General features: G+C 51.6%; 15 protein-coding genes. 7 read left to right on the top strand and 8 right to left on the bottom strand.

What is annotated here, in order from left to right; genetic code table 11:
* Positions 1–122: 122 nt before the first annotated feature.
* On the bottom strand, positions 123–584 hold the full coding sequence (locus FE845_RS03230; RefSeq protein WP_200361726.1) for a YaiI/YqxD family protein: 462 nt from the start codon (positions 582–584) through the stop codon (positions 123–125).
* Positions 585–710: 126 nt separating this feature from the next.
* On the opposite strand from FE845_RS03230, the gene FE845_RS03225 reads away from it, so the two are divergent.
* Both FE845_RS03225 and FE845_RS03220 read left to right on the top strand, forming a co-directional pair.
* Positions 711–1,049, top strand: coding sequence for a zinc ribbon domain-containing protein YjdM (locus tag FE845_RS03225; protein ID WP_200361725.1), 339 nt, complete (start codon positions 711–713; stop codon positions 1,047–1,049).
* A 154-nt stretch (positions 1,050–1,203) separates the two neighbouring features.
* A complete protein-coding gene (locus tag FE845_RS03220; RefSeq protein WP_200361724.1) occupies positions 1,204–1,713 on the top strand; it encodes a copper chaperone PCu(A)C in 510 nt (169 codons plus the stop codon).
* A gap of 87 nt (positions 1,714–1,800) precedes the next feature.
* Here FE845_RS03220 and FE845_RS03215 read toward each other — a convergent pair whose 3' ends face one another.
* Complete coding sequence (locus FE845_RS03215) at positions 1,801–1,977, bottom strand: CCGSCS motif protein (protein WP_200361723.1); 177 nt, start codon at positions 1,975–1,977, stop codon at positions 1,801–1,803.
* Between the two features lie 272 nt (positions 1,978–2,249).
* Here FE845_RS03215 and FE845_RS03210 point away from each other — a divergent pair, with 272 nt between their 5' ends.
* Entirely contained in the window at positions 2,250–3,320 is a 1,071-nt protein-coding gene (locus tag FE845_RS03210; protein WP_200361722.1) for a GGDEF domain-containing protein, read from the top strand.
* Between the two features lie 62 nt (positions 3,321–3,382).
* Here the strand turns inward: FE845_RS03210 and FE845_RS03205 are convergent, their stop codons facing one another.
* Entirely contained in the window at positions 3,383–3,589 is a 207-nt protein-coding gene (locus FE845_RS03205; RefSeq protein WP_071266268.1) for a cold-shock protein, read from the bottom strand.
* A gap of 293 nt (positions 3,590–3,882) precedes the next feature.
* Here FE845_RS03205 and FE845_RS03200 point away from each other — a divergent pair, with 293 nt between their 5' ends.
* Both FE845_RS03200 and FE845_RS03195 read left to right on the top strand, forming a co-directional pair.
* On the top strand, positions 3,883–4,737 hold the full coding sequence (locus FE845_RS03200) for a crotonase/enoyl-CoA hydratase family protein (RefSeq protein WP_200361721.1): 855 nt from the start codon (positions 3,883–3,885) through the stop codon (positions 4,735–4,737).
* On the top strand, positions 4,738–5,331 hold the full coding sequence (locus FE845_RS03195; protein ID WP_200361720.1) for a CPBP family intramembrane glutamic endopeptidase: 594 nt from the start codon (positions 4,738–4,740) through the stop codon (positions 5,329–5,331).
* Here FE845_RS03195 and FE845_RS03190 read toward each other — a convergent pair.
* Positions 5,328–6,194, bottom strand: a complete 867-nt coding sequence (locus FE845_RS03190; RefSeq protein ID WP_200361719.1) for a LysR family transcriptional regulator ArgP — start codon at positions 6,192–6,194, stop codon at positions 5,328–5,330. The two genes, FE845_RS03195 and FE845_RS03190, sit on opposite strands and share 4 nt — an antisense overlap.
* Positions 6,195–6,279: 85 nt before the next feature.
* Here FE845_RS03190 and FE845_RS03185 point away from each other — a divergent pair, with 85 nt between their 5' ends.
* Both FE845_RS03185 and arfB read left to right on the top strand, forming a co-directional pair.
* Complete coding sequence (locus FE845_RS03185; protein WP_200361718.1) at positions 6,280–6,903, top strand: LysE/ArgO family amino acid transporter; 624 nt, start codon at positions 6,280–6,282, stop codon at positions 6,901–6,903.
* Positions 6,904–6,940: 37 nt separating this feature from the next.
* Entirely contained in the window at positions 6,941–7,354 is a 414-nt protein-coding gene (gene arfB / locus FE845_RS03180) for an alternative ribosome rescue aminoacyl-tRNA hydrolase ArfB (RefSeq protein WP_200361717.1), read from the top strand.
* Here arfB and FE845_RS03175 read toward each other — a convergent pair.
* The 4 genes from FE845_RS03175 to FE845_RS03160 all read right to left on the bottom strand — a co-directional run bounded on the left by FE845_RS03175 (position 7,345) and on the right by FE845_RS03160 (position 12,334).
* Entirely contained in the window at positions 7,345–8,424 is a 1,080-nt protein-coding gene (locus FE845_RS03175) for an alpha/beta hydrolase (RefSeq protein ID WP_200361716.1), read from the bottom strand. The genes arfB and FE845_RS03175 overlap by 10 nt on opposite strands.
* 131 nt (positions 8,425–8,555) lie before the next feature.
* The gene (gene rluF / locus FE845_RS03170; RefSeq protein WP_200361715.1) at positions 8,556–9,473 is read right to left on the bottom strand and encodes a 23S rRNA pseudouridine(2604) synthase RluF; all 918 of its coding nucleotides are present in this window, start codon (positions 9,471–9,473) and stop codon (positions 8,556–8,558) included.
* Between the two features lie 134 nt (positions 9,474–9,607).
* Positions 9,608–10,432: a DUF6160 family protein gene (locus FE845_RS03165; RefSeq protein ID WP_200361714.1), complete on the bottom strand. Its 825-nt coding sequence runs from the start codon at positions 10,430–10,432 to the stop codon at positions 9,608–9,610.
* 90 nt (positions 10,433–10,522) lie between these two features.
* The gene (locus FE845_RS03160) at positions 10,523–12,334 is read right to left on the bottom strand and encodes a choice-of-anchor D domain-containing protein (RefSeq protein WP_200361713.1); all 1,812 of its coding nucleotides are present in this window, start codon (positions 12,332–12,334) and stop codon (positions 10,523–10,525) included.
* Positions 12,335–12,525 lie beyond the last annotated feature (191 nt).

Genomic DNA, 12,525 nt, shown 5'->3' with positions numbered 1-12,525 from the left:
GGAGCACAAACATTCCATACGGTCTGTTTACACCATAAGCTCAGGGAGATACAGCTATGACGGCAGAGCAGGAAATGATTGAAGGGCTAAAACTTGCTGCAGGCGCCGGCCTTTTCGTTGCTTTAGTGGTTGCCGGGCTTGCGGTTGCGCTGTAACCATCGATCCAATTTATCAGCGAATTCTTTGCGATCGGTTTGACTGAACGGCGCTGCGCCTCCGGTAACTTGCCCGGCGTTGCGCATTTCTTCCATGAAATTCCTCATCGCCAGACGTTGACGGATATTTTCTTTAGTAAAAGCTTGGCCCCTTGGATTAAACACATCTGCGCCTTTCTCAATAGCCTCGGCCGCCAAGGGGATGTCTTGGGTAATTACGAGGTCACCCGGGCTCAGCTGGTCCATAATCTCGTTATCCGCCACATCGAAACCCTGCATAACCTGTCTAGACTTTATATAGGGGCTCGGCGGTAGCTTGATCACATGGTTGGCGATGAAGGTCGTTTGCACCTGCCAGCGAGTTGCGGCGCGACAAAGTATTTCCCGTATGGGGACAGGGCAGGCGTCAGCATCGACCCAGATTGGCATAGCAGATTCCTCGAAATGGTTGATTTTGGTTACTGAGTTTACCTTTAGTTGATCAGGGCTCCCAGCCCCGGATTTGCAGGGGTGTTGGTGGTATAATCCCTTCAAATTCATTTACAGGAGCCTCCGATGTCCCAATTACCGCCTTGCCCTCAGTGTGGATCTGAATATACCTATGAAGATGGCGTTCAGCTGATTTGCCCTGAGTGCGCTCACGAATGGACAGAAGCCGAGGCGGCAGCGAAGGCCGAAGGTAAAGTTGTGAGAGATGCTAACGGCAACGAGCTTCAGGATGGAGACGCGGTAACCGTTATCAAGGATTTGAAGGTTAAGGGTTCAAGCTTGGTTGTTAAGGTTGGCACCAAGGTTAAGAGCATTCGTTTGGTTGAGGGTGACCACGATATTGATTGCAAAATTGATGGCATTGGAGCCATGAAGCTTAAGTCTGAGTTTGTTAAAAAAGCCTGATACCGGCAGCCCCCTTATATTGTCTCGCTCGCTGCGACTATTCGACGCACTCCATTCCTTGCGTTGAGTTGAACTGAAAGCAACACTGTTAGCCTTCTGCTTGCAGTTCCTGACATCAGTCATTTTCAGATTAACCGTAGCGATGCGAGATACCATGATAAAACGAATCCTTTTTCTTATTGTAGCCAGCACAATGGCCCTCCCGGCTTTCATCAGTGGTGCGGTGGCCCATGAGTACTCCCATGGGAGCGTTGAAATTGATCACCCTTGGAGCCGACCAACCCCGCCGGGCACGCCCATGGGAGTCGGCTATCTGGTTATCAAGAACCATAGTGACGCTGATATAACGCTGGTGGGCGCAAGCACGCCAAGGGCCGATCGTGTTTCAATCCACGAAACGCTTATGAAAGACGGTGTGATGCGCATGCAATCACTTAAAAGCGGGCTGACTATATCGGCAGGGGAGGTTGTGGAACTCAAACCCCATAGCTATCACCTGATGCTGGAGAAGCTGGTTGAACCGCTAAAGGCGGGAGAGCGCATTCCCCTCAGACTGGAATTCAAGGGGGCGGACGCGATGGATGTGGAACTCAGTGTACAGTCGCTAGACGCTGACATGGGGCAGAAAGAAATGGATCATTCCGGGCACAACATGGAGCATTGACCCTGTTATTCTGGGAGGCCAGTGGCGTTTCCAGTGTGCAAGGTATGCAATAGAAACGTCACGGGCACCGTATTGATTTCTGTGTGCTTACGAGCAACCGCCACAACAAACACCCGGATCCCCGTGCTTTCCTTTTTTGGGTGAGCTTTCCGAAGCGGCAACGGAAGCTTCTGAGCTTTCTTGCGCCGCGCCAGCATTCAGCTTTTCAGCTTCTGCCTTATCGGTATTTTGGGGGCTGGTTACTTCCTTAAATAATTGCGTCATAGAATGGTTTCCTGCCGTTAAGAGCCGTTTGATATGCTCAGAATGTTAAGTGTCATTTTGGATGAATGTTATTGGTATTTTTGGTGCCAGTCAACGTGTGTTTTTTGGAATCTAGGTTTTGCTTGAAGGGGCAGGTGCGTCTATTCTAGGTAGGCGGTAGTGTTGCGCAGACACCTTTGCAGTCAGGCTGAACTATCTTGCTAGCCCGCGTTGGACAGAGAGCGTTCTTGTTGGTGGGGCAGATAGTTAAATAACTAGGGATTTTTGAACTCATGGAAAGCAATGCAGCCTTGCCTGACTCCTCGCATCACAAAGAGCGCAGGCCCCAATTCTGGCGCGTAGCCCGCCTAACCTGCCAGCTTGCAGGCGCTGTAGATGTTTCCTTTTTCTTCCTTTTCCACATCCTTGGGTCCCCCATCTTAGCGTGGGTCAACGTTATCAGTGTGTCTATGTACGTTGCCGCATACTACGCATTAGGGCGTCAGCAGAATCGTTTGGCTATCCGGCTCATTTGGACTGAGGTCATTGTTCATTCGGCCTTGGGTACTGTTCTGATCGGTTGGGGTAGCGGTTTCCATTATTACCTTCTTATGTTTATTCCGGCCTTGTTCGTTACCATGCCCCTCAAGGGTGCGGCTCTGTCATTGGTCGGGCTTTGGGGGTATTACGTAGGGCTGGATATTTTGATGTGGTTTATTGCGCCTATTCAGCCGATATCATCCGGTGCTTTGCTTGGTGTTCACCTGTTTAACCTGAGCATTGTGTTTGCTATGTTCAGCTACCTGTCCTTTTACTATTTGAGCATGGTCCTTTCAGCTCAGAGTAAACTTCGCAGGTTAGCCACCATTGATCCGTTAACAGGGCTCTTTAATCGGAGTCACGGAAGTGAGTTGGCTGAAAAGGAAATTGGACGGTTCCAGCGGGAAGGACATCCGGTATCGTTTATGCTGCTCGACGTGGATCACTTTAAATTGATCAACGATCGTTACGGGCATGAAATGGGGGATAGGGTGCTTGCCAAGATCGGACAGTTAATATTGGCGCAGCTAAGAACCCAAGATCTTGTAGCTCGTTGGGGTGGTGAGGAGTTTTTGATCATTCTGCCAACTACGAGTATCGATAGTGCCTTGTCCAGCGCGGAAAGAGTGCGAGATGCGCTTTGCAGTTACGACTGGAAAGCTATCGATGGAGTAGCAATGGATGTCACTATCAGTGTGGGCGTTAGCGAATTTTGCGAAGGCGACGATATAGCTTCAGTTATTCGCCGTGCAGATCAGGCGCTATACCGTAGCAAGGCCGGAGGTAGGAATAGGGTTGAGCAGGAGGAGGTTTTAGAGCAATAAAACACAGATTTCCAGACAGCAAAAAGGCAGCCGAAGCTGCCTTTTTTAGCGTTGGCTGTTAATTAAACAGCAACAACGTTCTCAGCCTGAGGACCTTTCTGGCCCTGAGTCACGGTGAAGTCAACTTGCTGGCCTTCAGCCAGAGTCTTAAAACCGCCGCCCTGAATAGCGCTGTAGTGAACAAATACGTCGGGGCCGCCTTCACGAGTGATAAAGCCAAAACCTTTTGCTTCGTTGAAAAACTTAACAGTACCGGTAACAGTAGACATAATATAATCCTGAATTCAATCTTTTAAAGTGCCGCCAGATCATCATTTTGATGGCTGGTCAGCGGTATGCGGAAACAAAAAACGGGCGTGATCAAAAACAGGACGTACAACTACTGGAATGCGTCATATTGATGAAGTGCTTTGCTAAATCTTTCCAACGAGGGCCACTGTACCTGCTGGTTAATGAAAAGCAAAGAACTTTCTTGTAAGTATAAACCCGACATTTTTAGCAACATAGGGTATGTTTGCGTCTGCATTTCAGAAGTTTTGAAAATCAATAGAGGAGTTTTGTCTTGTCTGAGCTATCCACCTACGAAAGTTTTGCCGTCAGCGTTGAAAACAAAATTGCCCATGTTCAGTTCAATCGCCCGGAATCGCTGAATTCCATGAACAAGGCCTTTTGGCTAGAGCTGCCCCGCTGCATGCAGGATATTGAAGCGAACACCGATGCCCGCGTAATTGTGGTGTCATCCACGGGTAAGCATTTCTCGGCAGGCATGGACCTTGGCGTCTTTACAGACCCCAAAGCGGTACCTATGAGTGGTGACCCCGGCCGTATGGCTGAAAACTTGCGTCGTGTTGTTTTGCAGCTTCAGGACACGTTAACGTCGCTGGAGAACGTTCGTTTGCCGGTACTGGCGGCCATCCATGGAGGCTGCATAGGCGGTGCGTTGGACTTGGTGTGTGCGGCAGATAGCCGCTACTGCGCGGAAGATGCGTACTTCACCATCAAGGAAACCGAGCTTGGCATGACAGCCGATGTGGGCACGTTACAAAGGTTGCCCAAGCTGATGCCGGAAGGCGTTGTACGCGAACTCGCATACACTGGGCGCAAACTGACGGCGCAAGAAGCGAATAGGTTGGGTTTTGTGAATGCGGTTTACCCTGACCAGCAATCTTTGGTTGCCGGTGTAATGGAGGTTGCCGCTAAAATTGCAGCCAACTCACCGTTGGCGGTTACGGGTTGCAAAGAGATGCTCAATTATAGCCGCGATCACACGGTAGCGGATAGCCTGAAGTATATGGCAACCTGGCAAGCAGGTATGTTCCGCCCGACTGACATGATGAAAACCTTCCAAGCGAAAGCCCAGAAGCAAGCGCCTCAGTATGATGACCTCTTCCCGGTGAAGGGGTTGTTTGAAAAATAAATGGCAGTGAAGATCCAGAATAAATCAAAAATTACTCCAATTGCCGCCCTGATATTTCAGGGTGGGATTGGGGTTGTCGGGCTTTTGCTTATTCTGGTTGCGGGCATCCCGGTTCAAGCTTTTGGAGCCGGGGTTTGGCCAAGTGTGTTTTATGGCGCTCTGGGCGCTCTATGCACCTACGGTGGGTTGCTACTGGCCTCGCAAATCCCCGGCTTGTTCCCGGCGGATCTCGACCGGCAAATGCGTGGGTTATACGAATTTGCGTCTGGGTACTCGTGGCCTGTTCTTATTTTGCTCTCTGTCTTTGCGGGTGTAGGAGAGGAGCTTTTATTCCGCGGAGCGGTGCAAGGTTGGCTTGCTGAGCACACGGGGCCAATTACCGCAGTGATAGCAGCATCCTTGCTTTTCGGCCTCGTACACTACGTTTCCTTCACTTACTTTGTTATCGCGACCGGCCTTGGGCTGGTGCTGGGTATGGCTTATGCGATAACCGACAGTCTTCTTTTGGTTATGGTCTGGCATGGCGTTTACGACATGGTAGCTCTGTTCTGCCTGCTCCGGTTTCCTCGGTGTAATGTAGGACCAAAAGATTAAGACCGAGCCGCTTTCAGCGCAGTGGTCAGGCGCTCCATAACTCCTCCGCTATGACGCCAGAAGTGCCAATACAACTCAACTTCAAGAGATTGCCCGGGAGCAATACTGACGAGGCGCCCTGTCTTGATTTCTTGCTGAGCCTGAATCTCCGGAATCATGCCGTAACCCATGCCTGCCAACGCCAGTTTCACGAACCCTTCAGAAGATGGGCATAGATGATAAGGGAAGGCGCCGTGATAGCCATTTTGAGCTAAAAACCGGTGTTGCAACTGATCATTTGGCCCGAATACGATTGCAGGCGCCGACTGCAGGCTCTGTTCATTGAAGCCTTGACTGAAATACTGTGTTTTATAGGAGGGCGTTGCTAATGGCAGATAGGTCATGCCGCCGAGTGGAATGCAACGAGCTCCAGCTACCGGTTGTGAGTTGCTGCATAGGCAAGCGGCAACATCACCTTCGCGCATTCGGCGCAGTGCAATGTCCTGATCTTCTACCACCATATCCAGCAACAACATTTCGCTTCGGCAGAACTCTCCAATAGCCGTTGCCCACCAGGTCGCGAGACTGTCAGCATTTAGGGCAATACGCAGTCGTGCGGTGGGCTCGGAAAGGGTCGGAAGTGATTTTGCTAAATCGCGTTCAAGCAGTTGAACCTGTTGAACGTGGTTTAGCAGCTGCTGGCCCGCGGGTGTGGCTTTGGGAACCGGGCTGCGAAACAATACTGGCTGCCCGATGCGCACTTCCAATGTTCGAATACGTTGCGATATTGCGGACTGGCTTAGGCCGAGCACAGCGCCTGCCCGCTCAAAACCTCCCGTCTCGATAACCGTAGCGAGAGCTTCTAATAATTTATAATCAATCATAAGAAAAACTGATGCATCATTATGAATATGAATTTCAAGTATACCGTCATGCGGTTATTCTTGCGGCATCAAAAAAGGAGTAAAAATGGTGCTTGAAGGTTCGCTAGAGAGCTACTTGACGGGATTGATTGTCTGCGGCGGAATCATTGTTGCTATTGGAGCGCAGAATGCTTACGTACTGAGCCAAGCGATCCGACGAGAGCACCATTGGTGGGCGGCTGGCTTGTGCATGTCTGCAGATATTACGCTTTTTACACTTGGTATGTTCGGAGTGAGTGCGGCTTTGATGGCCATGCCACAGGCGCTGGAAATTCTGCGTTGGTTAGGCGTGGCCTTTCTCGGGTGGCTGGCTCTTCAGGCTTTTTATCGGGCCAGTCGGGGCAGGGCGGCACTTGAAACCGGGGAGGTGTCCCGTCGCAGTTTAAAAGGCGTTCTTTTTACCACCTTGGCGGTCACCTTGCTGAACCCGCAGGTGTATCTCGATACGCTCTTATTGATTCCGGCAGTTGGCGCACAGCAGGAAAATGCAACCACCTTTGTGGCAGGCGCCAGCAGCGCATCTGTTCTTTGGTTTGGCTTGCTCGCTTGGAGCGGGTCGGCACTGGCACCTGTTCTTTCGCGCCCGCTAGCCTGGCGAATTATCGACGGCGTAATTGGTGTAATGATGGCAGCTATTGCTTTTCATCTTGCGCTCAACGGCAGTCTATAAGCAGGTTTCGGTTTGCAGGATTTGGTATCCTAATGCCATGTTGAAACTATCCAATACTGTCGAAATCGCGGACTGGGAAATAGAAATTACACAGATTCGAGCTCAGGGTAACGGTGGCCAGAACGTTAATAAAGTGGCCTCGGCCGTGCACCTGCGCTTCGATATTCAAAATTCCGCTCTGCCGCCATTTTATAAAGCGCGGCTTATGGCGCTGCAGGATCAGCGCATAAGCAAAGAAGGCGTTATCGTGATCAAGGCGCAGTCTTTTCGTACGCTGGAGCTCAATAAGGAAGATGCTCTTGAGCGCCTGAAGGAGATGATTCAGGAGGCGGTCAAGGTGCAGAAGGTGCGGCGCGCTACCCGCCCTTCAAAGTCTGCACGGCGTAAACGGGTTGACCGCAAAACCCAGAAGGGCAAAACCAAAGCCTTGCGCGGTAAGGTTCAGGTCTGAGCAGCTGCTATTGGCTGAGATTTGCGGGATTCGATATCTCTAATAAACACCTCTATGTCAGCAAACGCTTCTTCAGCCTCTGGCAGCATGGGCGTGAAAATTTGCCATACATGAACCATACCCGGCCAAGTATGCAGTTCTACATGCGACCCAGCTGCTCTCGCTTTGGCGGTGTACCGCCGTGCGTTATCCAATAGCATCTCCGAATCACTGGCCTGAATCAGTGTGGGCGGCAGGTTGGCGAGATTGCCCAGAAGGGGGGATGCTATAGGGCTAGTGGGTGAAATACGAAAGGCCGCCAGTGTTGCCCACCAGATCACCGGCCGGGGAACTTTAGAGAGGCCACCGAACGTGGGCCCCAGCATAGGGTCTGTGGAAATATTGTTGCGGTTACTGGGCGCCGACAGTGTGAGGTCGGTAGAAGGTGAAAACGCCACAGCACCGTCAGCCTGACGCAATCCATTGTCGCGAATCCATGCCAGCAGCCCAAGGGTATGGCTTCCACCGGCAGAGTCTCCCGCTATTAAAATGAATTCCGGCTCTGACTCGCCATCTGGACCGTTTTCCAATAGCCAGGTGTAAGCTTTGCGGCAGTCTCTCACACCATCCATAAACCGATGCTCTGGCATAAGGCGGTAATCCAAAGAAAAAACGGCAGCATTGGCAATGTGGGACAGTCGGTCTGTAATGGATCTGTGGCTCCGTGGGCTGCCGACCGCCCAGGCGCCGCCGTGAATGTAGAGAATCCTTCGCCGTGTGTCGGCCCCCGGGGCAATCACCCACTCGCCTTTGGGAGTGTTGCACTGGCGGAATTCGGATTGCATATCCAGACCGTCACTCAGGCTGTCCATATGCTTTCGCATCGCAAGCAGCCTCGCTTTGCCGCGAAGGCCCTTGCCTGCTCTGCGCATTTCTTTTAATCGCTCTAGTACATTTTGGTTTTCGGCACTGGGGCTTGCCTCCCTAACGGAATACTCCTCTTGATCGAAGTGCGACAAATCCTCCATGCGAAACACAAGCAGTGTCAATGCAACAATAACCACTATGACGACAGCGATAATCCAGAACATGAGTTGTCCGTATCTTGAGAATTGGTCCTTCAAGCATAGGCGCACTATGCTTTGAATAGGAAGCACCTTCAATGTCACAAAAGGGGGCAGGCGTTGCAAATAGCCTATCGGGCCAGAAATGGGAGTCCTTTCTATCGCTTAACGCTTCGCTGCCTTGGCTTTCCGGGTTTTGGTCGCTTTGATGATTTGGGTTTTTTACCGGCTTCAGGCCTGCCGCCGAGAGCTTTAGATCCCGATTTGTGGCCGGATCTTGGTGACCGCGGAGAGCGCTTGGGTTGTCCGCCTGCTTTCTTTGTAGCGGCAGCAGGCTTGCCCGGAGTGCCGTCAGAGGAGGAATGACGTATCGCTTCAAAAAGTCCTGCCAACTCCTTCTCCGTTAGATCCCGCCATTGACCTACCGCTAACCCCTTCAGGTTGACGTTCATAATACGAACGCGCTCTAGCCGGGTAACCTCAAACCCGAAATGCTCACTCATCCTGCGAATTTGGCGGTTCAATCCTTGCACCAGTGTTATGCGAAATACAAAACGACTCTCTTGCACCACTTTGCACTTTTTGGTCATGGTGCCAAGGATAGGAACGCCCCCGGCCATACCTTGAATAAACGACTTGGTGATGGGCTTGTCGACGGTTACAACATATTCCTTTTCGTGGTTGTTGCCAGCTCGAAGGATTTTATTGACCAGGTCGCCGTTGCTGGTCATGAATATCAGCCCCTGCGAATCCTTGTCGAGGCGCCCGATAGGAAAAATGCGAGTGCTGTGGCCAACAAAGCGCTGGATATTGTGTCTTTCCGCATCATCAGTGGTGCTGACGATGCCCACTGGTTTGTTCAAGGCGATAAACACCAAGTCTTCTTCCGCTCTGGGCTCGATGATCTGGCCGTTTACTCTAACGGTATCTGTGGGTAAAACCTGATCGCCCACGCAGGCGCGCTTGCCATTGATAAAGACATTGCCTTGCTCAATGTAACGGTCGGCTTCACGGCGTGAACACATGCCGCTTTCGCTAATGTATTTGTTGAGGCGCGTAGAATGGTTGTTGGTCATCGGTTACCCGGTTGCGAATCAGAATTCGGGCATGATACCAGCCAGATGTTATTTCTGCGCCCTTGAGCGGGATAAAAGGGTAGGGGGATGAAGGGGAAGATAGAGCCTCCGGCATGCCGGAGGCCCCAACAGCCTTAGTGGCCGTAGATACGCATAGCTGTGTTCTGAACAGACAAGTTGTCCAGAGCAACAGAGCCGATTGAGGTGCCGCCTACGAGCACTTGCCCGATAGTCATGTCAGCCTCGAAGGTATTCAAGTCGATTGCCAAAGCGGAGCCGCCATTGGCTCTGGTGCCGTTGTAAATGTCCATATTAACTTTGGCGCCAAGCTTGGTGATGATTGGGTTGTTTGGATCGAAGTCTGCGCCAGTAAGGTGCAGGTCACGAATGCCAAGGGCCAAAAATGGGATATCAACATCCAGATCGTCGATGGCGAACAAGGTTTGCACGTTCATCTTGTCGGTTGCAGTATCAATGCGGATTTTTAGCTCCGTTACAATACCGTCCATAGCAAAATTGTTGGCCAGCAGGGTGGAGTCTGTGTGTCCTTGCAATGACCATTCCCCGGTTCTAACGGCAAAGTCGATAGGTGCTGCAACGAGTGGGAATACGTTGATCAAAGCGTCGCCGTCGTCCGCAATATCGATTTCGATCTTAATGTTATCGATCAGGTCGCTTGTATCGGCGAACAAAAAGTTTCGGATTGTCGGGTCTGTAAACTCGGCAAACATATCGGTGCGGTTTGCGCCACCGATGAAGATGTCTTTCACAGAAAGCGAGCCTTCATCCGTATAAATGAACTCACCGATATTAACTTTGGTTTCCAACTCAATGGTGACACCGGCCTGACCGGTAATGTTGCCCATATGAGTGTCTTCAAGTGGCTTTAGTTCTGCGCTTGCCGCGAACGACAGGCTTGAAATGGCCAGCACCAGTACTGATTTCTTCAGGCTTTTCATAGTTATTCCTTTTTTTGCTTTTGTTATGTGGGCCAGCCGGTGTGATCCCAGCTGGCCCGGACGGGCCTTATTTAATTAGCCCTGTTTTCCTTACAGCTCCGGGGTCAACGTCAGGTCGATGGTGTTGCCGGAACCAGTCAGGAACTGGTTAAGAACGCTGGTCAGAAGACCACAGTTCTCGAGTGGTGGTAGGTCGTATACGCCGCTCACGTCCCCGCCGGTTGCAGGCGAGAAGTTAGAGCCTTCAACCGAGGTCAGAGTGATATCTACAGGCTGGATTGTCTGGCACTCGCTGCCACCGCCAACGCGAATCGGAAGACCGAACAGCTTGAGCTGAACCTTAGGAACCTTCACGTACAGGTGGGAATTGGCGGTCAGTTTACCGTTAACCAGATTGCCGGTGGTCATTTCTGACTGCTCGAATTCCACGTTCGCTGTAGCGTTTAGGCGGCTGAAAAGAAGCTTGATGGAGAAGTTACCAACAGTTGGCTCAACGTTTAGGTCGGCTTCGAAGGTGCCGCTCGCCAGCTCTAGAAGAGTTGCGATGCTGCCGGTCAGAGGCAGAGTGCTGTCCGACGAGTTGATATAGGTAGAGCCTGCAAGACCCAGCAGAAGCTCGATTTCGTTAGTCGGTGCTTCAAAGCCTTCTGCAGTTACTGGTACGGAGACTTCTGCATTCTCAGGATCGTCAGAGGAGATGACCAGCTGTGCGTTGCGTACGCCTGCAGCCGCCGCTGTAAAGCTTACTTCAGCAGAGCAAGTCTGGCCAGGTGCGACTGTGGTGCAGTTGTTGGTCTGCAGGAACTCGCTTGCATCAGGACCGGCAAGCTCGATGCCGTTGATCAGCAGAGTGTCGTTGCCATTGTTGGAAATTGTGACCTGGGTAGAATTGCTCTGGCCCAGTTGAACTCGGCCCAAGTTTACAGAGGCAGGTGTTACCGCAATTTCCGGAATTGGCGCAAGCACGCTGCGGCCGTTCAGGGCAACGTCTACAGAGCTGTTCTCTGCATCCGTTGAGTTGATGGTTAAGGTTGCACTCTGGGTGCCTTCGCCATCGGGGATGTAGGTAACGTTTACATCACAGCTTTCGCCAGCGGCGATGGTGCCACAGCTGTTGCTTTGCATGAATGCACTGGCGTTCGCGCCAGCAATCGAAACACCGTTGATACCAAGTGCCGCATTACCGGTGTTGCTCAGAGTAACGATCTCATCTTTGGTGGTGCCAGCTTGCACGTTACCAAAGGCCACTTCGTCGCGGTTTACTGCAATGCGTGGTGTATCAGAAGGCTCGTCTACCACCGCAACGGTTTGCAGTAAATTATCTTGACCTGCAAGCAGTGTACAGTTGGTTGTAATTTCACCAATCGGTGCGGGGGCAATATCACCATTAGCAGTACGAGCAACCAGATTCAGTGTCAGTCCACCAACGCGGATTTCAGCATTACCGACATCTTGGGCGCTAAATGTGAACTCCGGTGCTTGGCCGCTTGCAGGAACCGTGAATGCTCCAGATTCTGATGGGATCGGGCTGGGGGGAATGGTCAGGGTTACTGTTTGCTCAACGGTACCGCTAGTAGTAATGATCTGGTTCGTGTTCACCGCGGTGCCTTCAACGGTTTCTGAACCAACCAGCTTGAGACCGGTACGCGAGTCTTCGTTTACAAGTGTCATTGCGGATACAGCGAACGCGGGCAAAGGAGTGCCAACAGTTGCGCTCGTCGGGATGTCTGCGCTGATTTCCGCGCTGATAGGCTGGTCGCCGATCAGTGGGAACGGGCAGGTGAATTGCAGATTGGTAGTGACCGGTGCGGCCATAACGCTTCCGGCACCAGACATTAATGCTGCAGCTGCCATAGCGGGCGCAAGTATGCGTCCGCCGGGGTTGGTGTTCCTGAGTTTCATGAGTTCGTCCTCTGTAAAGCATCGTTATTATGGGAGGGCGCGCAGACAACACCGAAAACGACTATTTCAATCGGACTTGCAAAATACCCTTTTGCCACGCGTTTATACGCAAGTGTGCAGGCCTATTAGGCCCCTGAAGACCGCAGTGGGTCATTGCCGTTCGCGGCATGGTTTTTGTCCAAAGCGGCGAT

This window comes from Marinobacter sp. 1-4A, assembly GCF_016597725.1.
Lineage (GTDB): Bacteria > Pseudomonadota > Gammaproteobacteria > Pseudomonadales > Oleiphilaceae > Marinobacter.
The sequence above is the reverse complement of the archived record's forward strand: the minus strand, read 5'-3'. Positions and strand labels throughout refer to the sequence as shown.

Bases quoted from the DNA above. Each gene is read 5' to 3' on its own strand.
- FE845_RS03175 (WP_200361716.1), bottom strand. From the start codon at position 8,424: ATGTTCTGGATTATCGCTGTCGTCATAGTGGTTATTGTTGCATTGACA.
- FE845_RS03195 (WP_200361720.1), top strand. From the start codon at position 4,738: ATGGCAGTGAAGATCCAGAATAAATCAAAAATTACTCCAATTGCCGCC.
- FE845_RS03220 (WP_200361724.1), top strand. From the start codon at position 1,204: ATGATAAAACGAATCCTTTTTCTTATTGTAGCCAGCACAATGGCCCTC.
- FE845_RS03185 (WP_200361718.1), top strand. From the start codon at position 6,280: ATGGTGCTTGAAGGTTCGCTAGAGAGCTACTTGACGGGATTGATTGTC.
- FE845_RS03225 (WP_200361725.1), top strand. From the start codon at position 711: ATGTCCCAATTACCGCCTTGCCCTCAGTGTGGATCTGAATATACCTAT.
- FE845_RS03205 (WP_071266268.1), bottom strand. From the start codon at position 3,589: ATGTCTACTGTTACCGGTACTGTTAAGTTTTTCAACGAAGCAAAAGGT.
- rluF (WP_200361715.1), bottom strand. From the start codon at position 9,473: ATGACCAACAACCATTCTACGCGCCTCAACAAATACATTAGCGAAAGC.
- FE845_RS03160 (WP_200361713.1), bottom strand. From the start codon at position 12,334: ATGAAACTCAGGAACACCAACCCCGGCGGACGCATACTTGCGCCCGCT.
- FE845_RS03190 (WP_200361719.1), bottom strand. From the start codon at position 6,194: ATGATTGATTATAAATTATTAGAAGCTCTCGCTACGGTTATCGAGACG.
- arfB (WP_200361717.1), top strand. From the start codon at position 6,941: ATGTTGAAACTATCCAATACTGTCGAAATCGCGGACTGGGAAATAGAA.
- FE845_RS03165 (WP_200361714.1), bottom strand. From the start codon at position 10,432: ATGAAAAGCCTGAAGAAATCAGTACTGGTGCTGGCCATTTCAAGCCTG.
- FE845_RS03230 (WP_200361726.1), bottom strand. From the start codon at position 584: ATGCCAATCTGGGTCGATGCTGACGCCTGCCCTGTCCCCATACGGGAA.
- FE845_RS03215 (WP_200361723.1), bottom strand. From the start codon at position 1,977: ATGACGCAATTATTTAAGGAAGTAACCAGCCCCCAAAATACCGATAAG.
- FE845_RS03210 (WP_200361722.1), top strand. From the start codon at position 2,250: ATGGAAAGCAATGCAGCCTTGCCTGACTCCTCGCATCACAAAGAGCGC.